Origin of the sequence: Streptomyces sp. NBC_00236 (assembly GCF_036195045.1) — a bacterium.
Classification (GTDB): domain Bacteria; phylum Actinomycetota; class Actinomycetes; order Streptomycetales; family Streptomycetaceae; genus Streptomyces.
The window spans coordinates 7,098,846-7,123,305 of record NZ_CP108100.1 but is presented as its reverse complement, the minus strand read 5'-3'; the positions used below and the strand labels follow the sequence as shown (position 1 = coordinate 7,123,305).

Below are 24,460 nucleotides of genomic sequence, written 5' to 3'. Positions count from 1 at the left end.
GCTCTTCCGGTCAGTGGCGGGGCAGCCGGAACCATCGCTCTCCCCCGGCAGGCACCACGACCCGTCGTCCCTCCGCCAGCAACACGACGAGCGGGCCAAGTGGAGAGGCGGGAACGCTGATGCCGATCCGGCCGGGCATCATGCGGATCCGGATGCCACGATGGCCACGGAAACACAACGTGAAAGAGACCCGGGGGATTTCGGGCAGCGCGACGGGATCCACATGAAGCCCCTCGGACCCGGCCTCCAGCCCGGTGATCCCACGCTGGACCATGTCCAGCGTGCCCGCCATGGCGCCCAGGTGTATGCCCTCGCCGGTGGTGCCGCCCTGGATGTCCGCCACGTCGCTGAGGAGTGCCTCTTCGACGTGGCTCCACGCTTCCGGCCCCTTCTGGCGAGCGAGAACCCAGCCGTGGACAAGACTGCTGAGGGTCGAGCCGTGACTCGTGCGCTTCGCGTAGTACGCGACGGTCTTCCGCCATACCTCGTCGTCGAGCCGGTATCCGAGCCTGGTGAACAGTCCGTCGAGATCGGCGGGCCGGAAGAGGTAGCCGAGCATGAGCGTGTCGGCCTGCTTGGACGCCTTGTACCGGTTGACCGAGTCGCCCTCTGCCTCCAGGATCCGGTCGAGTCGGCGGATGTCCCTGTAGCGACGGCTGTATCGAGCCCAGTCCAGTTCCTCGAGCCGGTCGTAGTTCTCGAACTGGCTGACCACGCCTTGGTGGAAGGGCACATACATGCGGCGGGAGATGTCGTCCCAGCGCTCCCGTTCCGTTTCGTCCAGGGAGAGCTGCTCCATCAGTTCCCGGCGCCGCGCGTCGGGAAGTTCGTCGAGCAGGTCGAGGCCGCGGGCCAGTACCCAGGCTGCGGTCACGTTGGTGTAGGCGTTGTCGTCTATCCCTGGGGTATCGGCTTCCGGGTAGGCGTCGTGGTACTCGTCGGGTCCGACGACTCCTCGCAGCCGGTAGCGCCGCTGTCCGTCGTCGAAGGTGACGGCGCCCGCCCAGTACCGGGCGACCTCCAGCAGGATCTCCGCCCCTGCGGAGTGCAGGAATCCGCGGTCTCCCGTGGCCTGCGCGTACCGCCACCCGTTGAGCGCGACTGCCGAGCCCACGTGGCGCTGGAGGTGTGAGTGGTCGGGCAGCCAGCGGCCGGATTGAGGGTTGAGGTGCAGCGACTGGGTCTCCTCGCGCCCCGAACCAGCGCTCTGCCACGGGTACATGGCGCCGCTGCCTCCAGCTTGCCTCGCCGCGGCCCGAGCCGCGGGCAGCCGGCGGTGGCGGTACATGAGCAGCGCGCGGGCGACCTCGGGAAAGTGCATGGTCACGTAGGGCAGCACGAACAGCTCGTCCCAGAAGACGTGCCCCCGGTACGCCTCCCCGTGCAGCCCTCTGGCCGGCACGCCCACGTCCAGTTCCGCGGAGTGGGAGGAGAGCGTCTGCAGCACGTGGAAAAGGTGCAGGCGCAGGATGTGTCCCGCTTCTCCGGGCACATACAGCTCCGCCTCGTGCCACAGGCGCTGCCAGGCGGAACGGTGTGAGGCCAGCAGTGCGGAGAAGTGGGGCGCGTGCGCGACGTCGTCCACGGCTGCTGCCAGGGGGTCGGCGACCGGCCGGTCGCGCGAGGTGTGCAGCGCGACGGTTTTCGTGACCATGGCAGACCCGCCGGGGGACATCGGAAGCATGTATCGCTGCACGGCGGCGGTTGCGGTGTGGTCGTCCACGACCGGTGCGGCAGGAACGGTAAGTGTGCGGGCGGCCAGCGCGAACCGGACAGCTGATTCGGCTGTCCGGCAGGTGAGCCACGCGACTCCACGGGGTTCCGACCCGGCGCGGTGGGCTTGCAGGTGACGTCCGTCGAGTGCACGGTAGCGCTCGACACCGGCATTGGTGACGTCACCGTCGAGGACCGATTCGACTTCGAGGGTTCCGCTCCAGCCGTATGCGCGGAACAGGCTGCGTTGCGCGGCGAGTTGCGGGGCGGCCATGTGGACGATCCGGTGATGGGTGACGCGCAGACCGCGGCCTTCGGCATCCTGGAAGAGGAGGCGGTGCGTGAGTATCCCCGCGCGGAGGTCGAGGCGGACGCTGTACCGTCGCAGGTCCTCGGAGTCGGGGGTCAGCCACTTGCCGGGCGGTCGCCCCTCGGGCAGGCAGCGGTAGCGCAGCAGCGTCCAGTTCGGCAGGTTGACCATGTCCTCGTTCTCGACCCGTCGGCCGGCCACCACCGAGGTGAGGCGGTCGTAACCCCCTGCCATGTACGTCCCGGGATAGTGGACGGTGTCCGCCCGGCACTCCGGTGCGGAGCCACGCGTGGCGAACCTACCGTTGCCGAGCGTGCACAGTGTCTCGACGACGTGCTCCGCGTGCGGGTCGTACGTGCTGTAGTTCCAGGTCCAGGCCGCTGTCATGAGGGTGCTCCCGGTGGGTCACCGATGAGTTCGGTCAGGTCTCGCACGACGAGGTCGGCGCCGCGATCGGTCAGCGCAGCTGCCTGACGGGGGTCTGACGTGCGGTTCACACCGATGACGAGACCGAACTCTCCGCGTCGTCCTGCCTCCACGCCGGCGACCGCGTCTTCCACCACTGCGGTGTGCCGGGGGTGCACACGCAGACGGGATGCCGCCTCCAGGAACAGAGCGGGGTCCGGTTTGCCGGGGAGGCCCAGTCGTGCCGCCTCTCCGCCGTCGACGACGACGTCGAAGAGACCGTGGATGCCGGCTGATTCCAGGAGCTCTCCGGCATGCCGGGACGCGGATACGGCGGCGCACCTCGTGCCCCCCCGCCCGCAGCGCGCCGAGTGCTGGTGTGACGTCGGCGAATGACGGGACTGCCCGGGTTCGCAGTATTTGTGTGAAGGCCCGCTCCTTGCGTGCGGCGACCGCCCACACGCTCGCGCAGCCGGGTGGGTCGTCCGCGTTTCCGGAGGGCAGTGGGAGACTGCGGGCCTCCAGGAACGCCCGGGCCCCGTCGAACCGCGCCTTCCCGTCCACGAACTGCCGGTACTCCCCGTCCGCATCGAAGGGTGCCTGTCTCCTCCCCTCGGACGCCAGCGCCTCCAGACAGCCGTCGAAAGCCTCCTTCCACGCCGAGGCGTGCAGGGAGGCGGAGTTGAGCAGCACACCGTCCGTGTCGAAGACAATGCCGTGTATGTGCGGGGCGCCGCGCATGGTGGTCATCGGTCGGCCGGGGCGCGGACACTGACAGTGTTGTGCTGCGGCCCGCCCAGCGCCACCTTGAGTGCTCCGGTGTCTGCCGCGCGCCCGAACACGTCGTATGCCTCCTCCATCTGCCCCAGTTCGAACCGGTGGGTGATCAGCTCTGCCGCCGGCAGCCTTCCGGCTGCCAGCAGGCGCAGCAGCATGGGGGTGGACGAGGTGTCCACGAGGCCGGTGGTGATGGTGATGTCCTTGATCCAGAGGTCTTCGAGGTGCAGTACAGCCGGCTTCCCGTGGACGCCTATGTTCGCGACGTGGCCGCCCGGCCGGGCCATGCGCGTGCACATCTCGAACGATTGCGGAACTCCGACGGCTTCGATGACGACATCGGCCCCCAGGCCGCCTGTCAGGTCTGCGACGAGCTGTTCCGGCCGCTCGTCGGCACGTGCTGTCGCCTCCGTGCCCAGGGCGCGTGCAGCAGCCAGTCGGGGCTCGGTCAGGTCCACGGCGATGACCCGCTCGGGAGCGTAGAGGCGAGCGGTGACGACGGCCGCCAGGCCGATGGGTCCGGCGCCGACCACCACAACTGTGTCGCCCGGTCGTACCGCGCCGTTCAGAATGCCCACCTCGTACGCGGTCGGGAAGATGTCGGCCAGGAGCACGGCGTCGAAACTGTCGACGGCGTTGGGAAGCGGGTGGACGGAGAGATCGGCGAAGGGCACCCGGACGTATTCCGCCTGTGTGCCGTCGATGGTGTGCCCGAGGGCCCATCCGCCGCCGCCTCGGCATTGGCCGTACCTGCTCTCGCGGCAGAAACGGCACCGCCCGCAGGCGGAGATGCAGGAGATCAGGACGCGGTCACCGGGACGGACCGCACGGACGTCGCGCCCGGTCTCCACTACGGTGCCCACCGCTTCGTGGCCGAGCACGCGCCCGGGTTCCACCTCGGGCACATCGCCCTTGACGATGTGCAGATCCGTCCCGCAGATCGTCACGGCGTCGACCCGGACGATCGCGTCGGCGGCGTCCTCGACTCTCGGGTCCGGCGCGTCCCCCCACTCGATGTGGCCGGGGCCGCGGAAGAGGAGTGCCTTCATGACGTGGCCTGCTTCCTGTCTCTCGTCCACAAGGTCACCGCCAGGTTCACCCAGGGCCCGGGGGAGCCGCATGGGCCGGTCGGTCCCCATCAGGGCCCCTGGCGGGCCCATCCGACTTCCTTCACCAGGTGCGATGGTGGAACTGCCCACTCACGTCAAGGGGTGTCCATGTCCGAAGCGACTCCTCGGCCCGTCCGAACCGGCCTCCGACCTGCACTGCTCACCTTCCTGGGCGGCGTGGGAACCGTGACCGGAAGCAAGTTCCTGATCGAGGGCGACCGCTCCCGCATACTCGTCGACTGCGGCCTCTTCCAGGGTTTCGCAGACCTGAGGCGGCGCAACTGGGAGAAGCTCGCCCGGGACGCCCGCGACATCCACGCCGTGCTCGTCACCCACGCGCACCTGGACCACTGCGGCTATCTGCCCCGCCTGGTCCGACAGGGATTCCGGGGACCGATTCTCATGAGTGCCGACAGCGCCCGTCTCGCAGAGATCGTCCTGCGTGACAGCGCCCACCTCCAGATGGAAGCCGCCCAGCACGCGAACGAGCACGGCTGGTCCAAGCACCACCCGGCAGAGCCCTTGTACGACGACGCCGACGTGGAGAAGACCCTGTCCTACTTCGATCCCATTCCTGTTGGCAGCGAGACCGAGATCGAGGCCGGCACCCGAGTGACCCTGCACCGCGCAGGGCACATCCTCGGCGCCACGTGGGCGCACCTCACTTTGGAGGACGGGCACAGTCTTGCCGTCTCCGGCGACCTCGGCCGCCCGGGCCACCCCCTGCTCCTGCCTCCGGAGCCGTTCTCGGGTGCCGACGTGCTGCTGGTGGAGTCCACCTACGGCGACCGCCGCCACGACCAGGAGAGCGGCCGGTCCGGCTTCGCCTCGGTCATCGAGCGCACTGTGTCCCGGGGAGGCACCGTCGTCATTCCCGCCTTCGCGATCGACCGCACCGAAGTCGTCCTGCATGAACTGGCCGGGCTCCGAGACAGCGGGGTGCTGCCGGGATCCGTGCCGATCTACGTTGACAGCCCCATGGCTCTCGCTGCCCTGGACGTGTACCGGGAGGCACTGCGCAACCGGTCTTCCGAGCTGCGGCCCGAGGTCCTCGATCGGGGGCCCAACGCGCTGAGCCCGGAACCCTTCCTGGCCGCCCGGACGGTGCAGGAGTCCATCGCCATCAACAGGTCACGGGGCCCAGCCGTCATCGTCTCCTCGGCAGGCATGGCAACGGGCGGCCGTGTCCTGCACCATCTGCACCGGCTGCTGCCCGATCCCCGCAACAGCGTCGTCATCGTGGGCTTCGCCGCCGCCGGAACACGTGCCAGAGACTTGGTGGACGGTGCTCGCGCCCTCAAGATGTTCGGCGAGTACGTTCCGGTGCGCGCCGAGGTGGCCGACGTGCCGCACTTCTCCGGGCACGCCGACGCGGGCCAGATTCTCGACTGGATGCGCAACGCTCCACCGCCGCACACCACTTATCTGGTTCACGGCGAGGAGACGTCATCTCAGGTGTTGCGGGCCCGCATCGACCACGAGCTGGGCTGGACAGCCGTCGTCCCGCGCCCCGGCGAGGCGGTGCTGATCCGATGACGCACAACCACCGTCCCTGGTACATCGTCCGTCCAACCGTCAACTCCCCTGAGGACAGGACCATGAGCACGCGCCCCTACAACGTCGCCGACGTCATGACGAAGAAGGTTGTGGCGGTTGCACCAGGAGCCGGTTTCAAGGAGATCGTCGAAGCCATGGCCCGGTGGAAGGTCACCGCCCTTCCCGTTCTCGAAGAAGAGCACCATGTCATCGGGGTGGTCTCGGAAGCGGACCTGCTTCCCAAGGAGGAATTTCACGAGCGAGGCCCCGGTCTCATCGAACAGATGCGCCGCCTGGGAGACACGGGAAAAGCCGGCTCCCTGTGTGCCAGAGACCTGATGACAAGTCCGGCCGTCACCATCTCCCCAGACGCCCTTCTGCCTCAGGCCGCACGCCTCATGGCCACCCACCACGTCAAACGCCTCCCTGTCGTCGACATGGGCACGTTGGCAGGCATCGTGAGCAGATCTGACCTGCTGAAGGTGTTCCTCAGGCCGGACTCCGAACTCGCCGACGACATTCGGCACCAGGTCATCGAGCGTCTCTTCCCTCTCCCTTCGGCACACGTGCGGGTAGACGTCACCGACGGTGTCGTGACCCTGTCCGGCGAGGTACACGACAGGACTCTGATCCCGGTGGCCGCCCGGCTGGCGCAAGGTATTGAGGGCATCGTGGACGTACGGTGCGAACTCACCGCTGCCGAATCCCCCTGAAGCGATCACCGATGACTGCGACGCCACGCGCGTCGCAGTTCGTCCGTGCCCCAGACAAGAACGGGAAAGACCGCAATAAGGACGACAACGTCCAGAGGGAGGGAGGCCGTACCGAAGAGATCCTGCAGGATTGGCACGTAGACGAGTACGGCGGTGAAGGCGAGTTCGAAGCCAATGCCAGCCAGCAGCAGCGGGTTGGTGAACAGGCCGATGTCTCGCAGGGCGGCATGGTCGGTGCGGGCGGCCAGTGCGGTGCCGATCTGACAGGTGACGATACCCGCGAAGGTGGCTGTGGTGGCCGTGATGTACGTCCCGCGCAAGGGCGAGCCCTCGCCGGTGGGCCGGCCGGACTGCCAGCCGCCGCGCCAGAGCACGTAGAAGAACGCGCCCATGACCAGGCTGCCGACACGACGCCGAGGTAACCCCAGCTGCGGATCAGCATGTCGCGGGAGATCACTCCCTGCCGGTGCGGCCGGGGCGGTCGTTTCCTCGAACCTGATGACCGAGTGGCACCAGCGCTACCTGGGCCCCGGGGTGATGATTTATTGGCACGTGGAGCGGAATTCGGTCTGTATCTACTCCCAGCTCAAGAGCTGTTCGGCCTCTGAGGTCGCCTCGATGATCGAGGGCGTGCTGCGGCACTGCACCGATATGGAAGTGGACCGGGCCGTACACCGATACGCACGGCGCCTCCATCGTCGGGTTCGCTTTCGCGCACATGCTCGACTTCAAGCTGATGCCGAGGCTGAAGAACATCGGCTCGGCGAAGCTGTACCGGCCGGCGGCCGGGCAGGACGAGAAGTGGCCGAACCTGGCGCCGGTGCTCGCCACCAAGACGATCGACTGGGACCTGATCGCCCAGCAGTACGACCAGATCGTGAAGTACACCACCGCTCTGCGCCTGGGCATCGCCGAGGCCGAGCAGGTCCTACGCCGCTTCGCGCGGGGAGGGCCGAAGCACCCGACGTACCGGGCGATCGAGGAGCTCGGGCGGGCGGTGCGGACCGCGTTCGTCTGCGACTACCTCGCCGACGTCGAGATGCGGCGCGAGATCCACGAGGGGTTGCAGGTGGTGGAGAACTGGAACTCCGCGAACAAGGCCCTCTTCTACGGCAAGGACGGCGTGGCCGGTTCGGACAAGGAGTCCCAGGAGGTGTCCATGCTCGCCGTCCACCTGCTCCAGTCCGCGCTGGTGCGCGTCAACACGCTGCCGATGCAGGAAGTCCTGGCCGACGACAAGTGGGCGGACAAGCTCACCGACGCGGACCGGAGGGCGCTGTCGCCGCTGTTCTGGACCCACGTGAATCCGTACGGCCGGTTCGAGCTGGACATGAACAGCCGCCTCGATCTGGACCTGTCCATCCGGGCGGCGGTACCCGGCCCACGCACCCCGCAGGGAGAAGCAGTCGCAACCTCGGCGTAACACCGGGACTATGCACCCTGGCGCCGAACAGCCCGCGAGGGCAACCCTGAGCTGCTCTTGCGCGCTTCGCGGTCAGTTGTGTCGCAGGGCGGCGAGGGTGATGTTGAGGTCGGTGCGGTTGGTGCGGTTGTAGGGGAGTTTCCCGAGCAGGGAAGCCATGGCGCAGCTGTTGGAGAGGGCGGAGTAGACGAGGCCGGCGGCGACGCCTGCGGAGATCAGCTGGCAGGCGGGGTGGACTACCTGGCCGAGGAGCAGCCGGAGCAGGACGAGGGAGCCTGCGGTGAGGCGGACTTGGCGGTCCATGGCCCATGTGGGCGCTGCGGTGGTGGCCGGGCGGTGCAGCTCTCCTCATGCCGAGGCCCAGGCGGCGGTTCCGCCTTCGAGGCTCGCGGCGGGTATGCCGTTGGAGGCCAGTGTGGTGCCGGCGTTCTGCGAGCGGGCGCCGGAGGCGCAGACCATGAGGAGGTCTCCGCGGTCGGCCGCCTCGCGGAGGGTGGGCAGAGCGTGTTCGAGGTCGTCGAGGGGGATGTTGTGGGCGCCGGGCAGGTGTCCACCGGCGTATTCGCCGGGGGTGCGTACGTCGATGACGACGAGGCTGTGCAGGCGCTCGCGGACAGCGGTGGTGGTGAGAGTCGTGGTCATGGGTTTGTTCTGTCCTTCGGTTCGGGTGGGGCTGGGTCAGACGAGGGTGTCGACGAGCATGAGGGCGGCCACTGCGAGCAGGACGTAGGCGAAGACGTGCTGCAGGCGGTTGCCGGAGATCTTCGCGGCGAGGCGTTTGCCGTCCCAGGCGCCGAGGATCGCGGCCCCGGTGAAGGGGGCGATGACGGCCCAGTCCAGGCCGTCGGCGGTGCCGGTGCGGGTGGCGAGCGCGGCTAGTGAGTTGATGATGATGACCAGGAGGCTGGTGCCGACGGCTGCCTTCATGCGCATGCCGAGGACACTGACGAGGGCCGGTACGGCGAGGAAGCCGCCGCCGACGCCGAGCACGCCGGTGACGGCGCCGAGGCCGGCTCCGGCCCCTGCGGCCCTGGCCGGCCGCGGGGGGTGGTCCGGCGCGGGGCGGCTGGGGCGGAGCATGCGCCAGGCCGCGAGTGCGGCGATCACCGAGAATGCGACGGTCAGTACGGGGGCGGGGATGCGGCCGGCTGCGGCGCCGCCGAGCATGGCGGGGCCGATGCCCGCGGCGGCGAACAGCAGACCGGCCCGCCAGCGGACGTTGCCGTCCCGGGCGTGGGCGACCAGGGAGCTGATGGATGTCGCGGCGACGATGATCAGGCTGGCGGTGGTGGCGGCGACGGGACTGAAGCCGAGCAGGTAGATCAGTGCGGGCACGGCCAGGACGCTGCCGCCCCCACCGAGTCCGCCCAGGGCCAGGCCGACCACCGCACCAGCCACCAGGGCCAGGATGAGCACGCTCATATGACCGTTCCCGCTGCCCCGGCGGTGTCCTGGATTGGCAGTCCCTGGCGGACCCATTCCTTCATACCGCCGGTGACATCGACCGCGTCCATGCCCCGTTCACACAGCAGGTGGGCGGCATGCTGCGAACGCTGCCCGGAGCGGCAGATCAGCACGAGGCGCGAGCCGGCGGGTACGCCGGGCACCGTCGCTCCGGCCGTCAGCCGGGACAGCGGCAGGTGCTGCGCACCGGGGATGTGCCCGGCCTGCCATTCCTCGGCCTCTCGCACGTCCAGCAGGATGGCGGTGGCTTCGCGGAACACGCGGTGAGTCTCCATGACGCCGAGCCGGCCGGGACCGGTGGGGAAGACGGGCATGGCGGGGCTCCTCTCGTTCAGATGGGGGTTCAAGCCGCGGTGCGGATGGTCAGGCCGGCGTCTGCGGCCCGGTCGAAGCCGTCGTCGACGGCCACCACGTCGCGCCCGGCCGCGTCCAGCAGCGAGGCCGCGATGCCGGCCCGCATGCCGCCGGCGCAGTGCACCCACACCTCTCCGGCGGGCACCTCGTCGATCCGCTGGTACAGCGCGTGCACGGGAATGTGGACCGAGCCCTCGATGTACCCGCCCGCCCGCTCGGAATCGCGGCGGACGTCCAGGACCACCGGCGTGTGCTCTGCCCGGGAGAGCGCGGCTGCCAGGTCGGCGAAGACCGCGCGGCGGAACGAGGCGGGAGCGTCACCGGGGCGCAGCCAGTCGGACGGGGCGCCGGTCGCGGCGGCTGCGGGACGGTCGATCCCGACCCGGACCAGTTCGCGCTGGGCTTCGGCAAGCTGCTGGGGTGTCTCGGCGAGCAGGGTGACGGGCTTGCCCCAGGGGATCATCCACGCCAGGTAGGTGGCGATCTTGCCGTCGGCCTCGAAGTTGAACGAACCGGCGACGTGGCCCTGGGCGAACGCGACGCGGTTACGCAGGTCCACGACCCACTCGCCGGCTGCGAGCCGGGCGGCGATCTCCTCGGCGTCCGCGCGGCGGGGGGAGGTCAGGTCGACGGGGTCGGGGCCGGCCGAGTTGGCAGGGCCCATGTGGGCGTAGTAGGCGGGGACGTCCTCCAGGCCCGCCAGCAGGTCGGCGACGAAGGAGTCGACGTCCTGGGCCAGGGCGGCGTTCACGGTCTTCTCCCGGCCGATGGTGCTCGCGTCGCCCTCGGCCTGCCCGGAGGAGCAGAAGCTGCCGAACCCGTGGGTGGGCAGGACCGAGGTGGCGTCGGGCAGTTCCGCGGCCAGTCGGTGCGCTGAGGCGTGCTGGGCGCGGGCGAGGTGCTCGGTGAGGCGGGGCTCGACCAGGTCGGGGCGGCCCACGGTGCCGATGAGCAGGGAACCGCCGGTGAACGCGGCGACCGGTGTCCCGCCGTCCTCCAGGACGTACGCGGTGTGGTGCGGGGTGTGGCCGGGCGTGGCCAGGGCTCGTACGGCCAGCGCCTGGTCGAGCTCGATCACGTCGCCGTCGCTGACCGGAACACGGGCGAAGGAGACCTGGGCAGCGGCCGGCACCAGGTAGGCGGCGCCCGTCACCCGGGCCAGTTCCAGTCCGCCCGTCACGTAGTCGTTGTGGATGTGGGTCTCCACCACGTGTGTGATGCGCACCCCGCGCCGCGCCGCCGCCGCGATCACCTGGTCGATGTCACGGGGCGGGTCCACCGCCACGGCGGTCCGGGCGCCGCCGGCCAGGTAGTGCCGGTTTCCCAGGCCCTCGATCTCGATGGTGTCGACGAAGAACATGTCCGCTGCTCACTTCCTTGGGTGGATACCCCCCCGGGTATTAAATCCACGGTAACAGATTACCCCCGGGGGTATAGTGGGAGGTGAATCACCCCCTTCACCCCAGGCGGGGAAGGAAGATCATGGGATACGACCGGACCATCCGAGTCCACGCCGACTTCACCCGAACCGTGGCCGCCGCCAGGCAGGCCCTTGCCGCACAGGGTTTCGGGGTGCTCACCGAGATCGACATGGCCGCAACCCTCAAGGCCAAGCTCGACCGGGACATATAGGACTACCTGATCCTGGGATCCTGCAACCCGCAGCTGGCGGAGCAGGCCCTCGACGCCGACCGGAGCGTCGGACTCCTGCTGCCCTGCAAAGTGGTGATCCGGACCGAGGAATCGCAGACAGTGGTACAGGCGTTGGACCCAACGACCATGGTCACTCTGACCGGCCTGGACGCCGTGACACCGGTCGCGAACGAGGCAACCCGCAGACTGGACGACATGCTCGCCCAACTCGCCAAGGAGCTCAACGGATGAACCCGACCCTGCCGAACCCGGCCCCGGAAGCCGCCGGGGCCGTAACCGCCGCGGACGAAGCCTCCGCCCGGGCCGTACTCAACCGCCTGCGCCGGGCCCAGGGGCAGCTGGCGGGAGTCATCACGATGGTCGAGGAAGGCCGCGACTGCCGGGACGTGGTGACCCAGCTCGCCGCCGTCAGCCGGGCACTGGACCGTGCCGGCTTCAAGATCATCGCCGGCCGTATGCGCGAGTGCCTGACCGCCCCCGAGGACGGCGGCACCCCGGCCATGAACGAGGCGGAACTGGAGAAGCTCTTCCTCACCCTGGCATGATCACTGCCGCCCCGCTCCGGCAACAGGGGCGGGGCCCACCCGAGGGCTCCCAGAAACGACCCTTTCCCGGAGCAAGATAAAGAAAGGTCGGCGGAAGCCGACCGAGACCTGGATTCACTGTCACAACTCGTTCTCAATCAAATACGGGTTGAGGTCTGTTTTGGGAAATGTTTGTGACAGTATCCGGGGCCATGACGGACCCTCAAACCGCACAGATGCCCGACACCGCCAGGTCCGCGACGAAGGCGAGCCCGGCCGCTGCCCACAGAAGCAGCGCCAGAGGATGGATGAGCTGAGTGACCAGCTCCCGCACGAAGGAGGAGTGCGCCCTGGCACGCACCTCGTTGGGGCCGTGAACAGCAAGGCGCCGGGCCGCCTCGCGGGCCGACAGCCCGTCGGGGCCGGTGGCCAGTTCGCGGCGCAACCGTGGCACAGACTCGCTCGGATCGAAATCCGGGCGGAGCGCGGGGAGCGAGGTGTCGCCGCTCGGGGCAGACTCAGTCATCTTCGTGTCCGGGTTCCCGGCGGAGCCGACCGGTCCATACGGGTTCGACCTTTTCCCACTCCCGCTCCCACGCAACGAGGCGACGACCCATGGCCCGTCGGCGGACCAGCAGGACGGCAGCGGCCGCGGTCAGTCCGACGACACCGGCAGCCCCGCCACCGACGGCCATGGAGGTGAACACCCGCTGGGAAAGGCTCGGCGGGGACTGGGCCTGGTACGTGCCTGCGTCATTCACCCAGATCGCCACCTTGTTGCCCTTGGGGGTACCTGCCCGGACATGAATGCTCCCGCTCCGCGGGACGTGACCGGGGTACTGCCACGAGGCCGGAGCAATGGACAGGGGCGTCGCCCCGTAGCGGGCCGCCGGGGCGACGCCGGCCCGGTCGGTCGTGGTGGCGATGACCCGATGCCGGTGTGCGGCCACGTCCGTGTCTGCCCGGGCAGCGGTCTTCCACACCGCTCCTGCGCTCATCGCGCCGCAGATGAGCGCGATCACCGCGCCGATGACCAGAGCAAGGCGTCCGAAAGGCTTCGTCCCGGAAAGGCCGCCGCCGGGAGCCGGGGAGTCGTCGCCGGCCATGTCGCACCTCCGTAGCCGGAAGGGTGAGGCCCGGGCATCGCTCAACGAAGTCAGGTGAGTTCGTCGGCGATGTGGTGGGCCCATTCCTGGATGCGTTCGGGGTTGCGGAAGTCACCGCCCTTGCCGCGGCGGACCAGCGCCCGAGCGATCCTGCCTGGGGTTTCGGCAGCAAGCGCCCCGCCGAAGGTGATGTGTTCCCTCGCGTCGAGTCTCTTCATCCAGCGGGCAACGCCGTGCACCGGGGGTATGTCGCGCTGCTCGGCGGAGCTGTCGACAGGGCCACTGCTGAAGAGCCAGACGGAGCGGCGCCGGAGTTGCTCCGCATTGCGCCGGGCGCACCGGGTCGCTTCGCCGTTCCAGCGTCCGGCGTACAGCGCGCCACCGAGTACGACCGCGTCGTAGCCGCTCAGGTCCCTGACGGAGTCGGCCGGCTGGACGACCGTGTCGAGGCCGTCTCCCCGCAGCGTCCTCCCGAGCTCGTCAGCGATCCCCGCAGTCGCTCCGTGCTTGCTCCCGAACGCGACCAGCACGCGCTTCGACGTCATGTCACCGCTCCTCGCCCCGGTCGTCGCCGCGCTTCACCGGGATGCTGTACTCGCTCTCCTCCGGCCGGTCCAACAGTGCGGCGCGAACGGTGAGGACACCGTCCGTGTATGAGGCATCGACCTTGTCAGGACGGATCGTGCCGGGCAGACGCACCGTTCGCCGGAAGGATCCGTAACGGAACTCGGAGTGCTCCTTGTCCTCCTGCGACTCGGCATGGTCCGCGTGCACGGTGATGAGGTTGTCGTCGACCGTGACGCGTATATCCGATTCCGGTTCCATGCCCGGCAGTTGAGCGCGCAGGACGTACTCGCCCTCCTGGTTCGACACCTCGATCGGGATGGAGTGAGCGGCCGACCCGGGACGCCAGCCGGGGAGCCCGGGGAATTCGCTGCCGAACCAGTCCACGAGATCGGGGAGGAAGCTGCGCCTGTGTTCAGTCTTCGTGCGTGTCATCATGTGCTCCTTTCTTCGGAGATGTGGCCGACCTGGTGCGGCGCCCCCGCCCCGACAGTGGCGATACGTCCGGACAGCGTGGAGCGTCGTGCGCGACAAGGGCTGTCACGGTTCATCGCCCGCCACCGCGAAGTCGGGGGGAATGATTTCGACGGGACACTGACCGTGATGGAGCAACGCATGGCTGACACGCCCCAGCGCCGGTCCCGCCCGGAACACTCGATGCCTGGTGCCCATGACCAGCAGGTCGGTATGGGTCGTCGCCTCGACGAGGACACCGGGGACGCTTGTTCCTGTCTCGACGTGATGGGTGACCGGGAGGCCGGGGCAGCGCGCCCGGACGCGGTCGGCCATGGCGGATACCTCGTGCACTCTCTGCTCTGCGATTCCGCCGATGTCGTCGAGCATGGTGGTGACGCTGCCGACATGAGCCAGCACGTTGCACACACTCAACAGACGCAGGGACGCTTTACGGGCCTGTGCCTCGGCGGCCGCCACCGTCAGCCAGTCGAGATCGGACGCGCCGTACACCGCAGCAGTGACCTCACCCGTCTCGGCCCGGTCCAGTTCGCCTCGTACGACGATCACCGGCACCTTCGTCCGCGCGGCCACGCCCAGACCTACGGAACCGAGCATCAAGGCACCGAACCCGCCCAGCCCTCTGCTCCCCACAACGATCGTTCCCCGATTCCCGGCAGCCGCGTACAGGCCGGCCACCGGCTCCTGCCGGCTGAGCTCCTTCGTCACCGTCAGGCCGGGGAACTGTTCGCCTACGGCATCTGCTGTGCCGGCCATCAGGTCGCGCGCCGTTTCGCGCAACGCCTGGATGGTGTCGGCTGACGAGAGGATGGCGCGCCGGTCGGTATCGGTGGCATGGACGATGTGCAGCGGCCGCCCGCGACGGTCGGCTTCCGCGGCCGCCCACAGGGCAGCTGCCCGTGCTTGTGGGGATGCGTCTATGCCGACGACAACCGCCCCGAGTTCCGGGGGGCCGGGAAAGTCGCTGGTCATGGCTCCTCCTCGGGAGTGGCCCAGGGCTACTCGACCACCGTTGCACCGAACGGCAGCAAACACGGAGGGGCCCTTCGGCCCCGATCGAGACCTGTCGGCCCTCCCGCTACCGAAAGCACCCAGCGAGGCTGGATACGTGGTTCCCCATCCGGAACCTGGTCCGAGGAGGCCCTGTCATGACTCGTCACGTCACCGTCGGAGTGGACGGCTCGCCCCAAAGTGCTGCGGCAGCGCGATGGGCTGCTCGGGAGGCCGGGCAACGGGCCGTTCCACTCCTCCTTCTGCATGTGGAAGAGGCGCCGATCAGCCCCGAGACACCGCGGGATTTCGCCCAGGCGGAGGCCGACCGCACCGAGAGCCTGCTGCTCGACGCTGCCGACCGGGTCCGCAGCGACCATCCCGGCCTTGAGGTCGCGACCGCTGCGAAGCACGGTCGAGCGGCCGATGAACTCACGAGCGCCGCGAACGACGCCGAGGTGATGGTGCTGGGGTCACGAGCTCTCGGCAGGGTCGCCGGCTTCCTCGCCGGCTCGATCTCCCTCCCGGTGGTCGCCACCTCGCGCCAACCAGTGATCCTCGTACGAGCAGAAGGCGCCACAGGGCCTCAATCGTCGACTGAAACGGTCGGCACTGCGGACTCGGACATTCTTCTCGGGCTCGACATCCGTCATCCGTGCGACCCGCTCATCGCCTTCGCATTCGGCGAAGCCTCCCGCACGGGCAAGGATCTCAGGGCCATACACAGCTGGTCCCTGCCGGCCGCGTACGGATATGCGGCGATCATGGACCCGGGCATCGGCGTCGAACTGGGACAGCGTGTCACCGAAGGGTTGGCAGACATGATCCGGCCCTGGCGGTCCAGGTTCCCCGAAGTCACGGTGACGGAGAAGGCGGTCACCGGCCCGGCGGCAGCTGAACTGATCCATGCTTCCCGGGGTGCCGCCCTCCTGGTGGTCGGACGGCGCAGCCGGGGCGGCCCCGCAGGCTCTCACCTCGGCCACGTCGCGCAGGCCGCGATCCATCACAGCGACACGCCGATCGCCGTCGTCCCGCACGAGTGAGCACATCGGACAGGGCCGGAGCCGAGCTTCGGTGTACCCCGAAATCAGCCGTCGTCGCCCGGTGCACCAGGCACGATGATCCTGCGCCCTGTGACGCGTCGCGGCGAGAGCAACATGACGTGCTGGCGCCCTCCCCCCGCCCACGGGGTCGAGTACGCAGCCTCTCTGAGTCGGCGAGACGCTTCCTCCTCCGCCACAGCACGGACGGGCCCGACGAGCAGCACGCTCCACCCTCTGCTGAAGGCGTCGTCGATGTGATCGGCCTCGAAAGCGATCTCTGTGCCGTCGGCGGCGGCGAGCGGGGAGTGCTCGGCAGTGCTGAACATGACCTCACCGTCCAGAACCTGGTAGTTCAAGGGCAGCACGACCGGCCCGTCCCCTTCGGCGAGTGCAACCCTCCCCACACCGTGATCGCCGAGGAGGGCCCAGGACTCCGATTCGTCGAGTTCCACCATCTGGGCCTGCGGGGCCGCTCTTGCAAGCCCCGCAGGCAATTCCTCGGTCGCGCCCGTCAGCTCCTCGACGGAAGTTTCGAGGGCGTTGGCCAGCCGAAGCAGGAAGCCGATACCCGGCGCCGCCGACGAGTGCTCCTCCACGTATTCGATGTAGCCGGGGGCGGCAGCTGCGCGCAGCGCCACATCCTGTCTGGACAGGCCGAGCTGCTTGCGACGCGTGGCGACACGTCGGCCGATGTCACCTCTCGCCGAATGCGGTGGTGAGGGCATCCTCGGGCTCCCTGTCTGTCGAGGCACGTCGTACAGGCCAAAGCTAGCGAGAGTCGGGGCCCGGCGCAGGATAGAAGCGCGCTGGTGTTGATCGGCGAAGGGAGTGAGCCTTTTCCAACCTCAGTTTGAGCAGGTCAGGTGCAAGGTGAGGACGGCCTCGACAAGGCTGGTGACGCGGGACGTGATGCAGCGGAGTTTGCGCAATAGGCGCCAGCCCTTGAGGTGGCCATGGCCTGCTCGCCGACGGCGCGGATGCGGGCGTGAGCGACATTGACGGCCTGCTGGCCGGCGGAGAGGTTGCGGTGTTTGCCGCGGAAGGGCACCCGCACCGTGCCGCCGGCACCCTGGTAGCCCTTATCTACCCAACAGGGGAGGTCTGCGTCGGCCAGGACGTCGATGATGCCGTGGGTGCGGGCTGCCTTAATGTCGTGCACAGCGCCGGGCAGCGCGGCCGAGGCCCACAGTAGGCGGCCGAACGGGGCGTGATGGCCTGCACGTTCATGCCGTGCTTCTTATGCTTCCCGCTCGCTGTCAGTAGGTGGCCAGGGAGATGGCGATGTAATGCGCGGTGAAGGCTGCCACGGTCAGGGCGTGGAACACCTCGTGGAAGCCGAACCAGCGGGGTGAGGGATCGGGGCGCTGGAGGGCGTAGACGACCGCGCCCGCGCTGTACAGCAGACCGCCGGCCACGATCAGGGCGAGTACGGCTACTCCGCCGGTGTGCAAGAAGTCGGGCAGATAGCGCACCGGTGCCCATCCCAGGGCCAGGTAGCACGGTGTGTACAGCCAGCGCGGGGCCCCGACCCACAGGACCCGGAACGCGATTCCGGCCGACGCGCCTGACCACACGATCCACAAGAGCACGGACCTCTGGTCAGGCGGCAGGAGGAGCTCGGCCAGGGGGGTGCAGGTGCCGGCGATGATCAGGAAGATGTTGGCGTGGTCGAGGCGTCGCAGAAGAGCCTCGCCGAGCCGCCCCCAGGTGCCGCGGTGGTAGATGGCGCTTGTCGCGAAGAGCAGCCAGGCAGTGACCGAGTAGACGGCGCAGGCCATGGTTGCCTGCGGGGTGCGAGCCAGGCAGATGAGAACGAGGCCGGCGATCAGCGCGGCGGGAACCATTCCGGCGTGGAGCCAGCCGCGCAGCCTCGGTTTGACCGGTTCCACCAAGTCGGCCGCGTGCTCTACCAGAGCGGCAACCGGGTGACCATTTTCTGCGGCACCGTTACCTTGTGGTTCTCGGAGCATCCCGAATGCGCGGTGTTCCGCACGCTCCGAGGCGACGTGGACACCTTTGGCCTCAGCGGCGTCAAGGGGCACGGCTTCCCGTCCTCCCCCGGACTCCTGGGCGTCACTGGCAATCATGCGTTCATGGTAGGAGAGCTCGCAGGAAAGTCTGTCGAGAGGTCGGTTGTGAAGCCCGTCCCATGTCGCCGGGTGTGGGCTCTCCCGCTGTGCGGCCCCTTGCTCCCGCCACCGATTGAACACTCAAAGCCGAGTAGATCGGCTGGTTACGGGGAACGATCAGGGCTTCCGAACCGGCACCACCGCTCGCCTACCCGCAAGGACCACCGATGCTTCCTGAGGTCCACCCTCACGTATCCGCCTCCCTCAGGGGCCAGTTGGAACACCAACTGGTCCTGGCTCCAGACCTCGGAGCCAGCCATCTCGATGTGGAGCGCGTCGCCGGCATCGCAGTCGTCGCGGCTGCGCACTCCAGTGGCTACGCGGCCACCGGCCACCTCCTCGGACTGCTGGCCGCGCTCCCCGACCCCACCGAGACCGGCGAACGCTTCTGGTCGGACTTGTGGAGGTCCTCCGGCACCGCTTACCTGCTACCCGCCACCCTCAAGGCCGACATGTTGCAAGCCCTGGCAGGCAAAGGGACCGCTCTGGCCCGGCAAATCCTCTCTGCCGTCGATGAGATGACCCCGCCACAGCGCGTCGCAGCCGGTGAGGTCATCGGCCAAGCCCTCGCCGAATCCGACCATCTCCCCGACCTCAAGACACAGGTCATCGGAGAACTGTGGCTTCGAGATCTCGAACTCACCGCCTGGCACGTCCTGCACGCCGACCGCAGGGCGGACGATCCCACTGGCCGGAAAGCCTTCCTCGAAGCCTGGACGAACGCCTGAAGGCCGCTCCTCCACCTGCACGACAACAGCCTCACAGGGCGTACGGCTCCTGAGCCGCCGCGCGGCGACACCGTGCTTTCGGACCTCGTGGTCCAGGACTCGGAATACCCCTCGACGCGTGCTTGGACGCGATGTAGGCGGACATCAACGGCTGAGGTGCGAACCCGTAGAACGACTACATGTTGATGATCCGGCCACGGCCCTGGGCCCGTATGAGGGGCAGGTCGACCTTCGTCATGCGGATAACGCCGAGGACCTTGATGTCGAGGACGCGCTGGTGTTGCGCCACAGGGCTTTCCACGGTGGCGCCCGACGAACCGATGCCGACGTTCTTGACCAGGACATCGATCCGGCCGAGCCGGTCGCGCGCTTTCCCGCCATGGCCCTCTGGAATCCGCCTCAGACGGTCATGCGCTTTCGATCTTTGCTACTGGTGAAAGGCTGCCGCATGGACGTTTGTGACGATCCGGGCCTCATTACGTGCCCGCAGTGGGGTAGCTTGCCTTCTCGTGCTCGCCAGAGAAGTCGTGTCACCGGGTACGTACTGGGGCGAGCACGAGAGCGGGAAAGGCTCCCCATGCGAGACATCGGAACGGTGCGAGACACCGGAACGGACGGACTGGGTGAGGCCCTGGCCGCAGCTGAGGCGGCACCGCCGGTGGAGTCCGTCGACGTCATAGCCGCAACGTTGCGAAGACAGCTCGGGGCCCGTTCCGTGTCGTTCCTGATCACCGACTTCACCGGCGCCTCCGTCGTCCGCCTGGGCACCGCGCACGACCTCGACGTGGAGCGTCCCGCAGATCCGATCCCCGTCTCCGGCACCGTCTACGACGAGGTGATACGGACACAACGGCCGCATGTGGAGGCCGTAGGGGGCGGTGGCTTGACGCGGGTGATCGCACCGGTCACCAATCGCGGGGATGCGCTCGGGCTGCTGGAGCTCCATGTCCCCCACCCCCCTGGCCCGGCCACCCTGCTGAAGATCAGCCGGAGCGCCCACGCCTTGTCCTACATCATCATCGCGAACCGGCCCTTCACCGACCTGTACCAGTGGGGCCGGCGCACCTCCCCCCTGAGCCTGGCCGCCGAGATCCAGCACCGGCTGCTGCCCACGTCGCTGGCCTGCGAAGCCGCCCAGTTCGCAGTCGCCGGCGCCTTGGAACCGGCCGAGTTCGTCGGCGGCGACACCTTCGACTACGTCATAGACCGCGACCACGTCCAACTGTCTGTCACCGATGCCATGGGGCACGACGTGGACGCCGCCCTCTTGGCCACCCTCCTCGTCGGCGCACTGCGACGCGCCCGCAGGCAGGGAGCCGACCTCGCCGAACAAGCACAGACCGCCGACCGGGCCGTGGCCAAGCACAGCGGCGGCCGCTACGTCACCGGGCAACTGCTGCGTATCAGCCTGCACGACGGACGAACCGAGTTCATCAACGCCGGCCACCCCTGGCCCCTGCGCCTGCGCGGCGGCAAAGTCGAGGAGATCGCACCGACCATCGACATGCCCTTCGGCTTCCTGGCACCCCACACCTACACGGTCCAGCACCTGGACCTGCGGGCAGGGGACCGTCTGATCATGCTCACCGACGGGATGCAGGAGCGCAGAGCCGCGGACCTCGATCTGCCTGCCCTCATCGAGAACACCCAGGATCTGCACCCCCGGGAGGCCGCCCGTGTCCTGATCGAGCACGTCGTCCATGCCCATGACGGGCTCCTACAGGACGACGCCACTGTGATGTGCCTGGACTGGTACGGCACCGATTCCACCCGCCGCGACGCCGACCACGGCGCCGACCTCGCCGAAGCCTCCCCCACGGTGGGACAGCACACCGCACCCCCAGGGCCCGCGGACCCCCGAAGTTGAAGTTGCCCAGCCAGCCTCAACCCAGGACAGTCCATGCCCAGCCCAGGGACCGACTCGACGCGGATGTACTCCGGCTTGCGCCCCCTCGGACCTGCTGCCGGACTGGAATCTCAGAGAGGGGCTGAGAGTGGGGAATCACATGGCCGCATATAGGGACATCTTGTTCGCCGCCCGCAGGCACCCCGCGCCTTCAGTGACAAGACCTCAGCCTGTCATTTATCCAGTCGGCGGGGCTTGGTGCCCTTCTTGTGATGGGCGGGTCTGGTGTACGCCTCACCGGTTGCGAGGACCCGTCCCACGTCATGACGGGTTGCCGAACGGCTGTTTCTTGAACCGAGTGGGCGGCCGGGGCCAAGTCGGGAGGGCGCACGCGCTGGCGTCGGGGTCTGAGCGTGGAGGTCTCTGAACCCGGTTCAGGCGGGGGTCGTGGTCACCCGCGCAGTGTGCCGCCCTGCCTCGGCCGTCCGGGCCGGTTCACCGGCGGTAGCAGTGGCTTAGACCGACCGGCAAATGGATCACTTGAGCCGGCGTGTGGTGGGACGCTGATCCCAACGGTAGTGAATGGTGGCGTGGCGGACCAGCATGCGGAAAGTGACGAGTGCTGCCGCCAGGTGGAGGTAGAACTCGACGACAGTGCTGTTCTTCTCGGTGCAGCGTCGTAGCTTGCCGTAGCTGTTCATCCACGAGTGCGTTCGTTCTACGACCCACCGCTTGCCGGCCTGGATCGGGGCGGGCACGCCCTTGCGGGCGATCTCACTGGTGAAGCCCAACTCCCGAAGCAGAGCGCGGGACGTGTTGCTGTCGTAGCCCCGGTCGAGGTTGACGTTCACGTCGTCCGGCAGCGGCCCGACCTGGTCCATGGCTGCGTGGAGAGTCGGTCCGAGCAGGGGCGAGTCGTGGCGGTTGGCTCCCGCCGCGACCAGGCCGAGCGGGACGCCGCGGGCGTCAGTGGCGACCGAGCGTTTCAGGCCCTGCTTCCCGCGGTCCACCGGGGACCGGCCCGCACTTTGGCCGCCACATGGGGCCTTGGTGATGCAACCGTCCACGGATATTTCGGACAGTTCCAGGCCGATCATCCGGTCGTACGCTCGGCGAACTCCTCCCGAGCGGGCAGGAGCGCCACGAACTGGTTCCAGAGCGGTTCGAGCAGGCAAGATGGCAGTGCGGGCACGGCTGTCCTTCGTGATCACTGAGCGTAGAGAACTCCATGATCACGTGGGCCCGTGCCCGTTCTGGTGCTCATCCATCTCCCGGGCGCCCGCTGCTGGACGTCTGAGAAAGAAGCTCAGTCACCCGTTGCCCCGTCGGTCCGCTCTCGCAGGAAGTCGGCGTGGCCGTTGTGGCGGGCGTACTCCTGGATCATCAACATGTAGACCCAGCGCAGGCTGAGGGGAACTCCGTAAGAGGACGTGAAGGTCTCGTCGAGGTCGTGTCCGGCCGCCGCCGCGTCGCACGCTCGGACCTCGGCCTGGAAGAATACGAAGTCTCTCTCCGCATCGGCTGCGTGAACTCCGTCGAGTCCCTCATTGCCATCTGCCGGGCCGGTGAAAACGTCTCCGATAACCTCACCGGCGAAGCTTCGCCGGAACCACCATCGCTCTATTTCCGCCATGTGCCGGACCAAGCCCAGCAGGGTAAGGTCCGACGGCTCTACGGTCGCCCGCGCCAATTGGGCCGGCTCAAGCCCGGCGCACTTGGCCTGCAACGTCTCCCGGTGCCAGTTCAGCCAACCCTCCAACATCTGACGCTCAGTTACGGTGCCCAGGCCGCCTAGGTGCTGGGTACGCTCGGCCCATGGCGCTGTCCATGTCATGGAACCACCCTGCACCGCCGCCCGGGAGGGTTCAAGTGGGTAAAGTGGCAGCGCAGCCAGGCCGTCCTTTGTGATTACTGAGCGTAGTGAACTCCAAGATCACGTGGACCCGTGGCCGTTCTGATGCCTCCGCCGCCTCCCGAGTGCCTATTGCCGGTCGGTCTTAACCGCTCTGTTCTGGTGAGCTGAAACAACCAGCCTGGCCCTGCTGGCCAGGGCCAGAGCACTATCACCGCTGATAGCGGCCTGGCCCTACCCGCAGGGCCGGAGCAGGGAGACTAGGGATCATGACCGGCCGTCGACCGCTCTCGCCGCCCGCCTTCTCCGAGCCCGCTTCCGACGCTCCCGTACCCGCCCAGGCGGGTGGGCGCCGGCTGACGCCGGTCGACCAGGGCGCCGACTTCCGCCAGCCGCCCGGCGAGCCCGAGCCCGCACCCGCCCCGGCCCGACGTCCGCTCGCCCCGGCGGCCTCACCTTCTCAGACTCGGACCGCCATATCTGAGCGCTACCACCACGGGTTGCGCCACGTCCAGGACCAGCTCACCGCCTAGCCCCACCGCCCGGTGTGCCAGCGCCTCCACCTGGACAGTGGTCGTAGCCGGCCCGGCTCCCGCCTCGGATACCGTGTTGCTCTACGGGGTGCCATAACGGATGTGACGCCCCCCACCGGAGGTAGTCAGCGTATGAGTTCAAAGCGCAGCAAGAATCCAGCCCTGCCCGTACTTGACGACGCATTTCGACTCGCGTCGGTCAAGGACGCCGAAGAGTCCACCCGTGACTTGGCCGCGCGGCTGGCCACCACCGAGCTGCGCCGGGTTTCCCACCCGGGCCGGGTCACCTGGGAGCCCACCGATCAGGCCGAGCCCGTACCGGTCCCGCCGACGGTGGTCGACGGTGACGGGGACCTGTGGCTGCGGGACCGGGGCACTGGCACCTGGACCATGCCCGAGTTCAACCCGAAGGAGTTCCCGGCCCGCTGTGGCGAGGTTCTGACGTGGAACCAGCTTGCCCGCGAGTTCGGCCCGCTGACCGCACTGGCCGACGACCGCCGCATGGGCGGCGGCCGGCGCTGACCGCGCAACCTTCTGGGATGAACGCGCCCCTGAAGCGCCCGTTACGGGTAGCTGGGAGCTCCAGCTCACCGCCGAGCTCGACGATGACGGCGAGCAGGTGAGCCTGGTGGTGGCGTGCGACGGCCTCGAGCAGCGTGGTGCGGGCCAGGCGCCACCCGATGTCCTCGGTGCGGCCGGCGTCGGTGGACCAGCCGGGTAGCGGTCGGCCTTCATTTGCCGTGGTGAGCGCGCGGCCCAGCTCGCCGATCGGCTGCTGCCAGTCGGCCAACTGCCCGAGCAGACCACGCACCAGCTCGTCCACGGCGGCCGCCGAAGGCCCGCGCTTCGGCGCCGGCCTCGGCGAGGACGTCTTCGTCCAGGTCCTCGAGGGCCTCACGCCACGGAGCGGCCGCAGCGTCGAAGCGGCCAGGGCGGCGTGCAGCTCGGCGTCGAGAGCGGCGGGTATCGGAGGTCCTGGCCGACTCGGCCAGCCTGAGCGACTTTTCCGCCATGTTCACCACTGCGGCCCGCGTGGAGAGACCGCCCACCCATCTGCATTTCCATGTGGCTCGGATTCTCCAGGGCACCGTGGGGATCCCGGAGACAGGCGGGATGTACCGGGTGGCGATCGAGGACGTCAGCGCCTGGACCATGGGCGACTTCAGCTACTCCGAGCACTGACACACTGCCGCGCCGGGGCGCCTCGGTACGGG

Annotated in this window: 24 protein-coding genes and 6 pseudogenes; 11 read left to right on the top strand and 19 right to left on the bottom strand. The window is 68.6% G+C overall.

The window, feature by feature from the left end; translation table 11 throughout:
• Nucleotides 1–10: 10 nt before the first annotated feature.
• From OG446_RS31750 to OG446_RS31740, 3 genes are all read right to left on the bottom strand, one after another.
• Nucleotides 11–2,410 carry a glycoside hydrolase family 65 protein gene (locus tag OG446_RS31750; protein WP_328897232.1) on the bottom strand — a complete coding sequence of 800 codons (2,400 nt, stop codon included), beginning with the start codon at nt 2,408–2,410 and terminating at the stop codon, nt 11–13.
• Nucleotides 2,407–3,018 (bottom strand): HAD family hydrolase, encoded by a 612-nt coding sequence (locus OG446_RS31745; RefSeq protein WP_328897231.1) that lies wholly within the window; start codon nt 3,016–3,018, stop codon nt 2,407–2,409. The genes OG446_RS31750 and OG446_RS31745 overlap by 4 nt, the downstream gene beginning before the upstream one ends.
• 156 nt (nt 3,019–3,174) lie before the next feature.
• On the bottom strand, nt 3,175–4,254 hold the full coding sequence (locus OG446_RS31740) for an alcohol dehydrogenase catalytic domain-containing protein (RefSeq protein ID WP_328897230.1): 1,080 nt from the start codon (nt 4,252–4,254) through the stop codon (nt 3,175–3,177).
• A gap of 246 nt (nt 4,255–4,500) precedes the next feature.
• Here OG446_RS31740 and OG446_RS31735 point away from each other — a divergent pair, with 246 nt between their 5' ends.
• Both OG446_RS31735 and OG446_RS31730 read left to right on the top strand, forming a co-directional pair.
• On the top strand, nt 4,501–5,850 hold the full coding sequence (locus tag OG446_RS31735; RefSeq protein WP_328897229.1) for an MBL fold metallo-hydrolase: 1,350 nt from the start codon (nt 4,501–4,503) through the stop codon (nt 5,848–5,850).
• 62 nt (nt 5,851–5,912) lie between these two features.
• Nucleotides 5,913–6,563, top strand: coding sequence for a CBS domain-containing protein (locus tag OG446_RS31730; RefSeq protein WP_328897228.1), 651 nt, complete (start codon nt 5,913–5,915; stop codon nt 6,561–6,563).
• A 5-nt stretch (nt 6,564–6,568) separates the two neighbouring features.
• On the opposite strand, the gene OG446_RS31725 is transcribed toward OG446_RS31730, so the two are convergent.
• The gene (locus OG446_RS31725; protein WP_328897227.1) at nt 6,569–6,955 is read right to left on the bottom strand and encodes a cation-translocating P-type ATPase C-terminal domain-containing protein; all 387 of its coding nucleotides are present in this window, start codon (nt 6,953–6,955) and stop codon (nt 6,569–6,571) included.
• 43 nt (nt 6,956–6,998) lie between these two features.
• Here OG446_RS31725 and OG446_RS31720 point away from each other — a divergent pair.
• Nucleotides 6,999–7,986, top strand: a pseudogene (locus OG446_RS31720) (Tn3 family transposase); the annotation flags it as partial.
• A 72-nt stretch (nt 7,987–8,058) separates the two neighbouring features.
• Here OG446_RS31720 and OG446_RS31715 read toward each other — a convergent pair.
• The 4 genes and pseudogenes from OG446_RS31715 to OG446_RS31700 all read right to left on the bottom strand — a co-directional run bounded on the left by OG446_RS31715 (nt 8,059) and on the right by OG446_RS31700 (nt 11,164).
• A pseudogene (locus tag OG446_RS31715) lies at nt 8,059–8,628 on the bottom strand (rhodanese-like domain-containing protein).
• A 36-nt stretch (nt 8,629–8,664) separates the two neighbouring features.
• A complete protein-coding gene (locus tag OG446_RS31710) occupies nt 8,665–9,408 on the bottom strand; it encodes a sulfite exporter TauE/SafE family protein (protein ID WP_328897226.1) in 744 nt (247 codons plus the stop codon).
• The gene (locus OG446_RS31705) at nt 9,405–9,764 is read right to left on the bottom strand and encodes a rhodanese-like domain-containing protein (protein ID WP_328897225.1); all 360 of its coding nucleotides are present in this window, start codon (nt 9,762–9,764) and stop codon (nt 9,405–9,407) included. The genes OG446_RS31710 and OG446_RS31705 overlap by 4 nt, the downstream gene beginning before the upstream one ends.
• A gap of 29 nt (nt 9,765–9,793) precedes the next feature.
• Nucleotides 9,794–11,164: an MBL fold metallo-hydrolase gene (locus tag OG446_RS31700; RefSeq protein WP_328897224.1), complete on the bottom strand. Its 1,371-nt coding sequence runs from the start codon at nt 11,162–11,164 to the stop codon at nt 9,794–9,796.
• 122 nt (nt 11,165–11,286) lie between these two features.
• On the opposite strand from OG446_RS31700, the pseudogene OG446_RS31695 reads away from it, so the two are divergent.
• Both OG446_RS31695 and OG446_RS31690 read left to right on the top strand, forming a co-directional pair.
• A pseudogene (locus tag OG446_RS31695) lies at nt 11,287–11,688 on the top strand (DUF302 domain-containing protein).
• A complete protein-coding gene (locus OG446_RS31690) occupies nt 11,685–12,002 on the top strand; it encodes a metal-sensitive transcriptional regulator (protein WP_328897223.1) in 318 nt (105 codons plus the stop codon). Before OG446_RS31695 ends, OG446_RS31690 begins: the two are co-directional and overlap by 4 nt.
• A gap of 202 nt (nt 12,003–12,204) precedes the next feature.
• On the opposite strand, the gene OG446_RS31685 is transcribed toward OG446_RS31690, so the two are convergent.
• The 5 genes from OG446_RS31685 to OG446_RS31665 all read right to left on the bottom strand — a co-directional run bounded on the left by OG446_RS31685 (nt 12,205) and on the right by OG446_RS31665 (nt 15,097).
• A complete protein-coding gene (locus OG446_RS31685; RefSeq protein WP_328897222.1) occupies nt 12,205–12,507 on the bottom strand; it encodes a cation-transporting P-type ATPase in 303 nt (100 codons plus the stop codon).
• The gene (locus OG446_RS31680) at nt 12,500–13,087 is read right to left on the bottom strand and encodes an Rv1733c family protein (protein ID WP_328897221.1); all 588 of its coding nucleotides are present in this window, start codon (nt 13,085–13,087) and stop codon (nt 12,500–12,502) included. Before OG446_RS31680 ends, OG446_RS31685 begins: the two co-directional genes overlap by 8 nt.
• 50 nt (nt 13,088–13,137) lie before the next feature.
• A complete protein-coding gene (locus tag OG446_RS31675) occupies nt 13,138–13,632 on the bottom strand; it encodes a flavodoxin domain-containing protein (RefSeq protein ID WP_328897220.1) in 495 nt (164 codons plus the stop codon).
• Between the two features lies 1 nt (nt 13,633).
• Entirely contained in the window at nt 13,634–14,086 is a 453-nt protein-coding gene (locus tag OG446_RS31670; protein ID WP_328897219.1) for an Hsp20/alpha crystallin family protein, read from the bottom strand.
• A gap of 105 nt (nt 14,087–14,191) precedes the next feature.
• The gene (locus OG446_RS31665; protein ID WP_328897218.1) at nt 14,192–15,097 is read right to left on the bottom strand and encodes a universal stress protein; all 906 of its coding nucleotides are present in this window, start codon (nt 15,095–15,097) and stop codon (nt 14,192–14,194) included.
• A gap of 176 nt (nt 15,098–15,273) precedes the next feature.
• On the opposite strand from OG446_RS31665, the gene OG446_RS31660 reads away from it, so the two are divergent.
• On the top strand, nt 15,274–16,158 hold the full coding sequence (locus OG446_RS31660) for a universal stress protein (protein WP_328897217.1): 885 nt from the start codon (nt 15,274–15,276) through the stop codon (nt 16,156–16,158).
• A 44-nt stretch (nt 16,159–16,202) separates the two neighbouring features.
• Here the strand turns inward: OG446_RS31660 and OG446_RS31655 are convergent, their stop codons facing one another.
• The 3 genes and pseudogenes from OG446_RS31655 to trhA form a co-directional block, all read right to left on the bottom strand.
• The gene (locus OG446_RS31655) at nt 16,203–16,883 is read right to left on the bottom strand and encodes a helix-turn-helix domain-containing protein (RefSeq protein WP_328897216.1); all 681 of its coding nucleotides are present in this window, start codon (nt 16,881–16,883) and stop codon (nt 16,203–16,205) included.
• A 120-nt stretch (nt 16,884–17,003) separates the two neighbouring features.
• Nucleotides 17,004–17,409: pseudogene (locus tag OG446_RS31650) on the bottom strand (transposase family protein); the annotation flags it as partial.
• Between the two features lie 5 nt (nt 17,410–17,414).
• Entirely contained in the window at nt 17,415–18,128 is a 714-nt protein-coding gene (trhA, locus tag OG446_RS31645) for a PAQR family membrane homeostasis protein TrhA (protein WP_328898474.1), read from the bottom strand.
• A gap of 326 nt (nt 18,129–18,454) precedes the next feature.
• Here trhA and OG446_RS31640 point away from each other — a divergent pair, with 326 nt between their 5' ends.
• Complete coding sequence (locus OG446_RS31640) at nt 18,455–19,015, top strand: hypothetical protein (RefSeq protein ID WP_328897215.1); 561 nt, start codon at nt 18,455–18,457, stop codon at nt 19,013–19,015.
• A 175-nt stretch (nt 19,016–19,190) separates the two neighbouring features.
• Here the strand turns inward: OG446_RS31640 and OG446_RS31635 are convergent, their stop codons facing one another.
• Nucleotides 19,191–19,337: a hypothetical protein gene (locus tag OG446_RS31635; RefSeq protein ID WP_328898473.1), complete on the bottom strand. Its 147-nt coding sequence runs from the start codon at nt 19,335–19,337 to the stop codon at nt 19,191–19,193.
• Between the two features lie 255 nt (nt 19,338–19,592).
• Between OG446_RS31635 and OG446_RS31630 the strand changes: the two genes are divergently transcribed.
• A complete protein-coding gene (locus OG446_RS31630) occupies nt 19,593–20,882 on the top strand; it encodes a PP2C family protein-serine/threonine phosphatase (protein ID WP_328897214.1) in 1,290 nt (429 codons plus the stop codon).
• Nucleotides 20,883–21,397: 515 nt separating this feature from the next.
• Here OG446_RS31630 and OG446_RS31620 read toward each other — a convergent pair.
• Nucleotides 21,398–21,979 (bottom strand): annotated as a pseudogene (locus tag OG446_RS31620) (transposase); the annotation flags it as partial.
• A gap of 188 nt (nt 21,980–22,167) precedes the next feature.
• A complete protein-coding gene (locus tag OG446_RS31615) occupies nt 22,168–22,695 on the bottom strand; it encodes a DinB family protein (protein ID WP_328897213.1) in 528 nt (175 codons plus the stop codon).
• A gap of 287 nt (nt 22,696–22,982) precedes the next feature.
• Here OG446_RS31615 and OG446_RS31610 point away from each other — a divergent pair, with 287 nt between their 5' ends.
• The 3 genes and pseudogenes from OG446_RS31610 to OG446_RS31600 all read left to right on the top strand — a co-directional run.
• Complete coding sequence (locus tag OG446_RS31610; RefSeq protein WP_328897212.1) at nt 22,983–23,246, top strand: hypothetical protein; 264 nt, start codon at nt 22,983–22,985, stop codon at nt 23,244–23,246.
• 132 nt (nt 23,247–23,378) lie between these two features.
• Nucleotides 23,379–23,768: a hypothetical protein gene (locus tag OG446_RS31605; protein WP_328897211.1), complete on the top strand. Its 390-nt coding sequence runs from the start codon at nt 23,379–23,381 to the stop codon at nt 23,766–23,768.
• A 435-nt stretch (nt 23,769–24,203) separates the two neighbouring features.
• Nucleotides 24,204–24,428: pseudogene (locus OG446_RS31600) on the top strand (hypothetical protein); the annotation flags it as partial.
• Nucleotides 24,429–24,460 lie beyond the last annotated feature (32 nt).

Coding starts and splice junctions, on each gene's coding strand:
- OG446_RS31670 (WP_328897219.1), bottom strand. CDS start 14,086: ATGACACGCACGAAGACTGAACACAGGCGCAGCTTCCTCCCCGATCTC.
- OG446_RS31690 (WP_328897223.1), top strand. CDS start 11,685: ATGAACCCGACCCTGCCGAACCCGGCCCCGGAAGCCGCCGGGGCCGTA.
- OG446_RS31705 (WP_328897225.1), bottom strand. CDS start 9,764: ATGCCCGTCTTCCCCACCGGTCCCGGCCGGCTCGGCGTCATGGAGACT.
- OG446_RS31680 (WP_328897221.1), bottom strand. CDS start 13,087: ATGGCCGGCGACGACTCCCCGGCTCCCGGCGGCGGCCTTTCCGGGACG.
- OG446_RS31615 (WP_328897213.1), bottom strand. CDS start 22,695: ATGACATGGACAGCGCCATGGGCCGAGCGTACCCAGCACCTAGGCGGC.
- OG446_RS31665 (WP_328897218.1), bottom strand. CDS start 15,097: ATGACCAGCGACTTTCCCGGCCCCCCGGAACTCGGGGCGGTTGTCGTC.
- OG446_RS31725 (WP_328897227.1), bottom strand. CDS start 6,955: ATGGGCGCGTTCTTCTACGTGCTCTGGCGCGGCGGCTGGCAGTCCGGC.
- OG446_RS31655 (WP_328897216.1), bottom strand. CDS start 16,883: ATGCCCTCACCACCGCATTCGGCGAGAGGTGACATCGGCCGACGTGTC.
- OG446_RS31610 (WP_328897212.1), top strand. CDS start 22,983: ATGACCGGCCGTCGACCGCTCTCGCCGCCCGCCTTCTCCGAGCCCGCT.
- OG446_RS31605 (WP_328897211.1), top strand. CDS start 23,379: ATGAGTTCAAAGCGCAGCAAGAATCCAGCCCTGCCCGTACTTGACGAC.
- OG446_RS31740 (WP_328897230.1), bottom strand. CDS start 4,254: ATGAAGGCACTCCTCTTCCGCGGCCCCGGCCACATCGAGTGGGGGGAC.
- OG446_RS31710 (WP_328897226.1), bottom strand. CDS start 9,408: ATGAGCGTGCTCATCCTGGCCCTGGTGGCTGGTGCGGTGGTCGGCCTG.
- trhA (WP_328898474.1), bottom strand. CDS start 18,128: ATGCTCCGAGAACCACAAGGTAACGGTGCCGCAGAAAATGGTCACCCG.
- OG446_RS31660 (WP_328897217.1), top strand. CDS start 15,274: ATGACTCGTCACGTCACCGTCGGAGTGGACGGCTCGCCCCAAAGTGCT.
- OG446_RS31685 (WP_328897222.1), bottom strand. CDS start 12,507: ATGACTGAGTCTGCCCCGAGCGGCGACACCTCGCTCCCCGCGCTCCGC.
- OG446_RS31700 (WP_328897224.1), bottom strand. CDS start 11,164: ATGTTCTTCGTCGACACCATCGAGATCGAGGGCCTGGGAAACCGGCAC.
- OG446_RS31675 (WP_328897220.1), bottom strand. CDS start 13,632: ATGACGTCGAAGCGCGTGCTGGTCGCGTTCGGGAGCAAGCACGGAGCG.
- OG446_RS31745 (WP_328897231.1), bottom strand. CDS start 3,018: ATGCGGACGGGGAGTACCGGCAGTTCGTGGACGGGAAGGCGCGGTTCG.
- OG446_RS31750 (WP_328897232.1), bottom strand. CDS start 2,410: ATGACAGCGGCCTGGACCTGGAACTACAGCACGTACGACCCGCACGCG.
- OG446_RS31730 (WP_328897228.1), top strand. CDS start 5,913: ATGAGCACGCGCCCCTACAACGTCGCCGACGTCATGACGAAGAAGGTT.
- OG446_RS31640 (WP_328897215.1), top strand. CDS start 18,455: ATGCTTCCTGAGGTCCACCCTCACGTATCCGCCTCCCTCAGGGGCCAG.
- OG446_RS31630 (WP_328897214.1), top strand. CDS start 19,593: ATGCGAGACATCGGAACGGTGCGAGACACCGGAACGGACGGACTGGGT.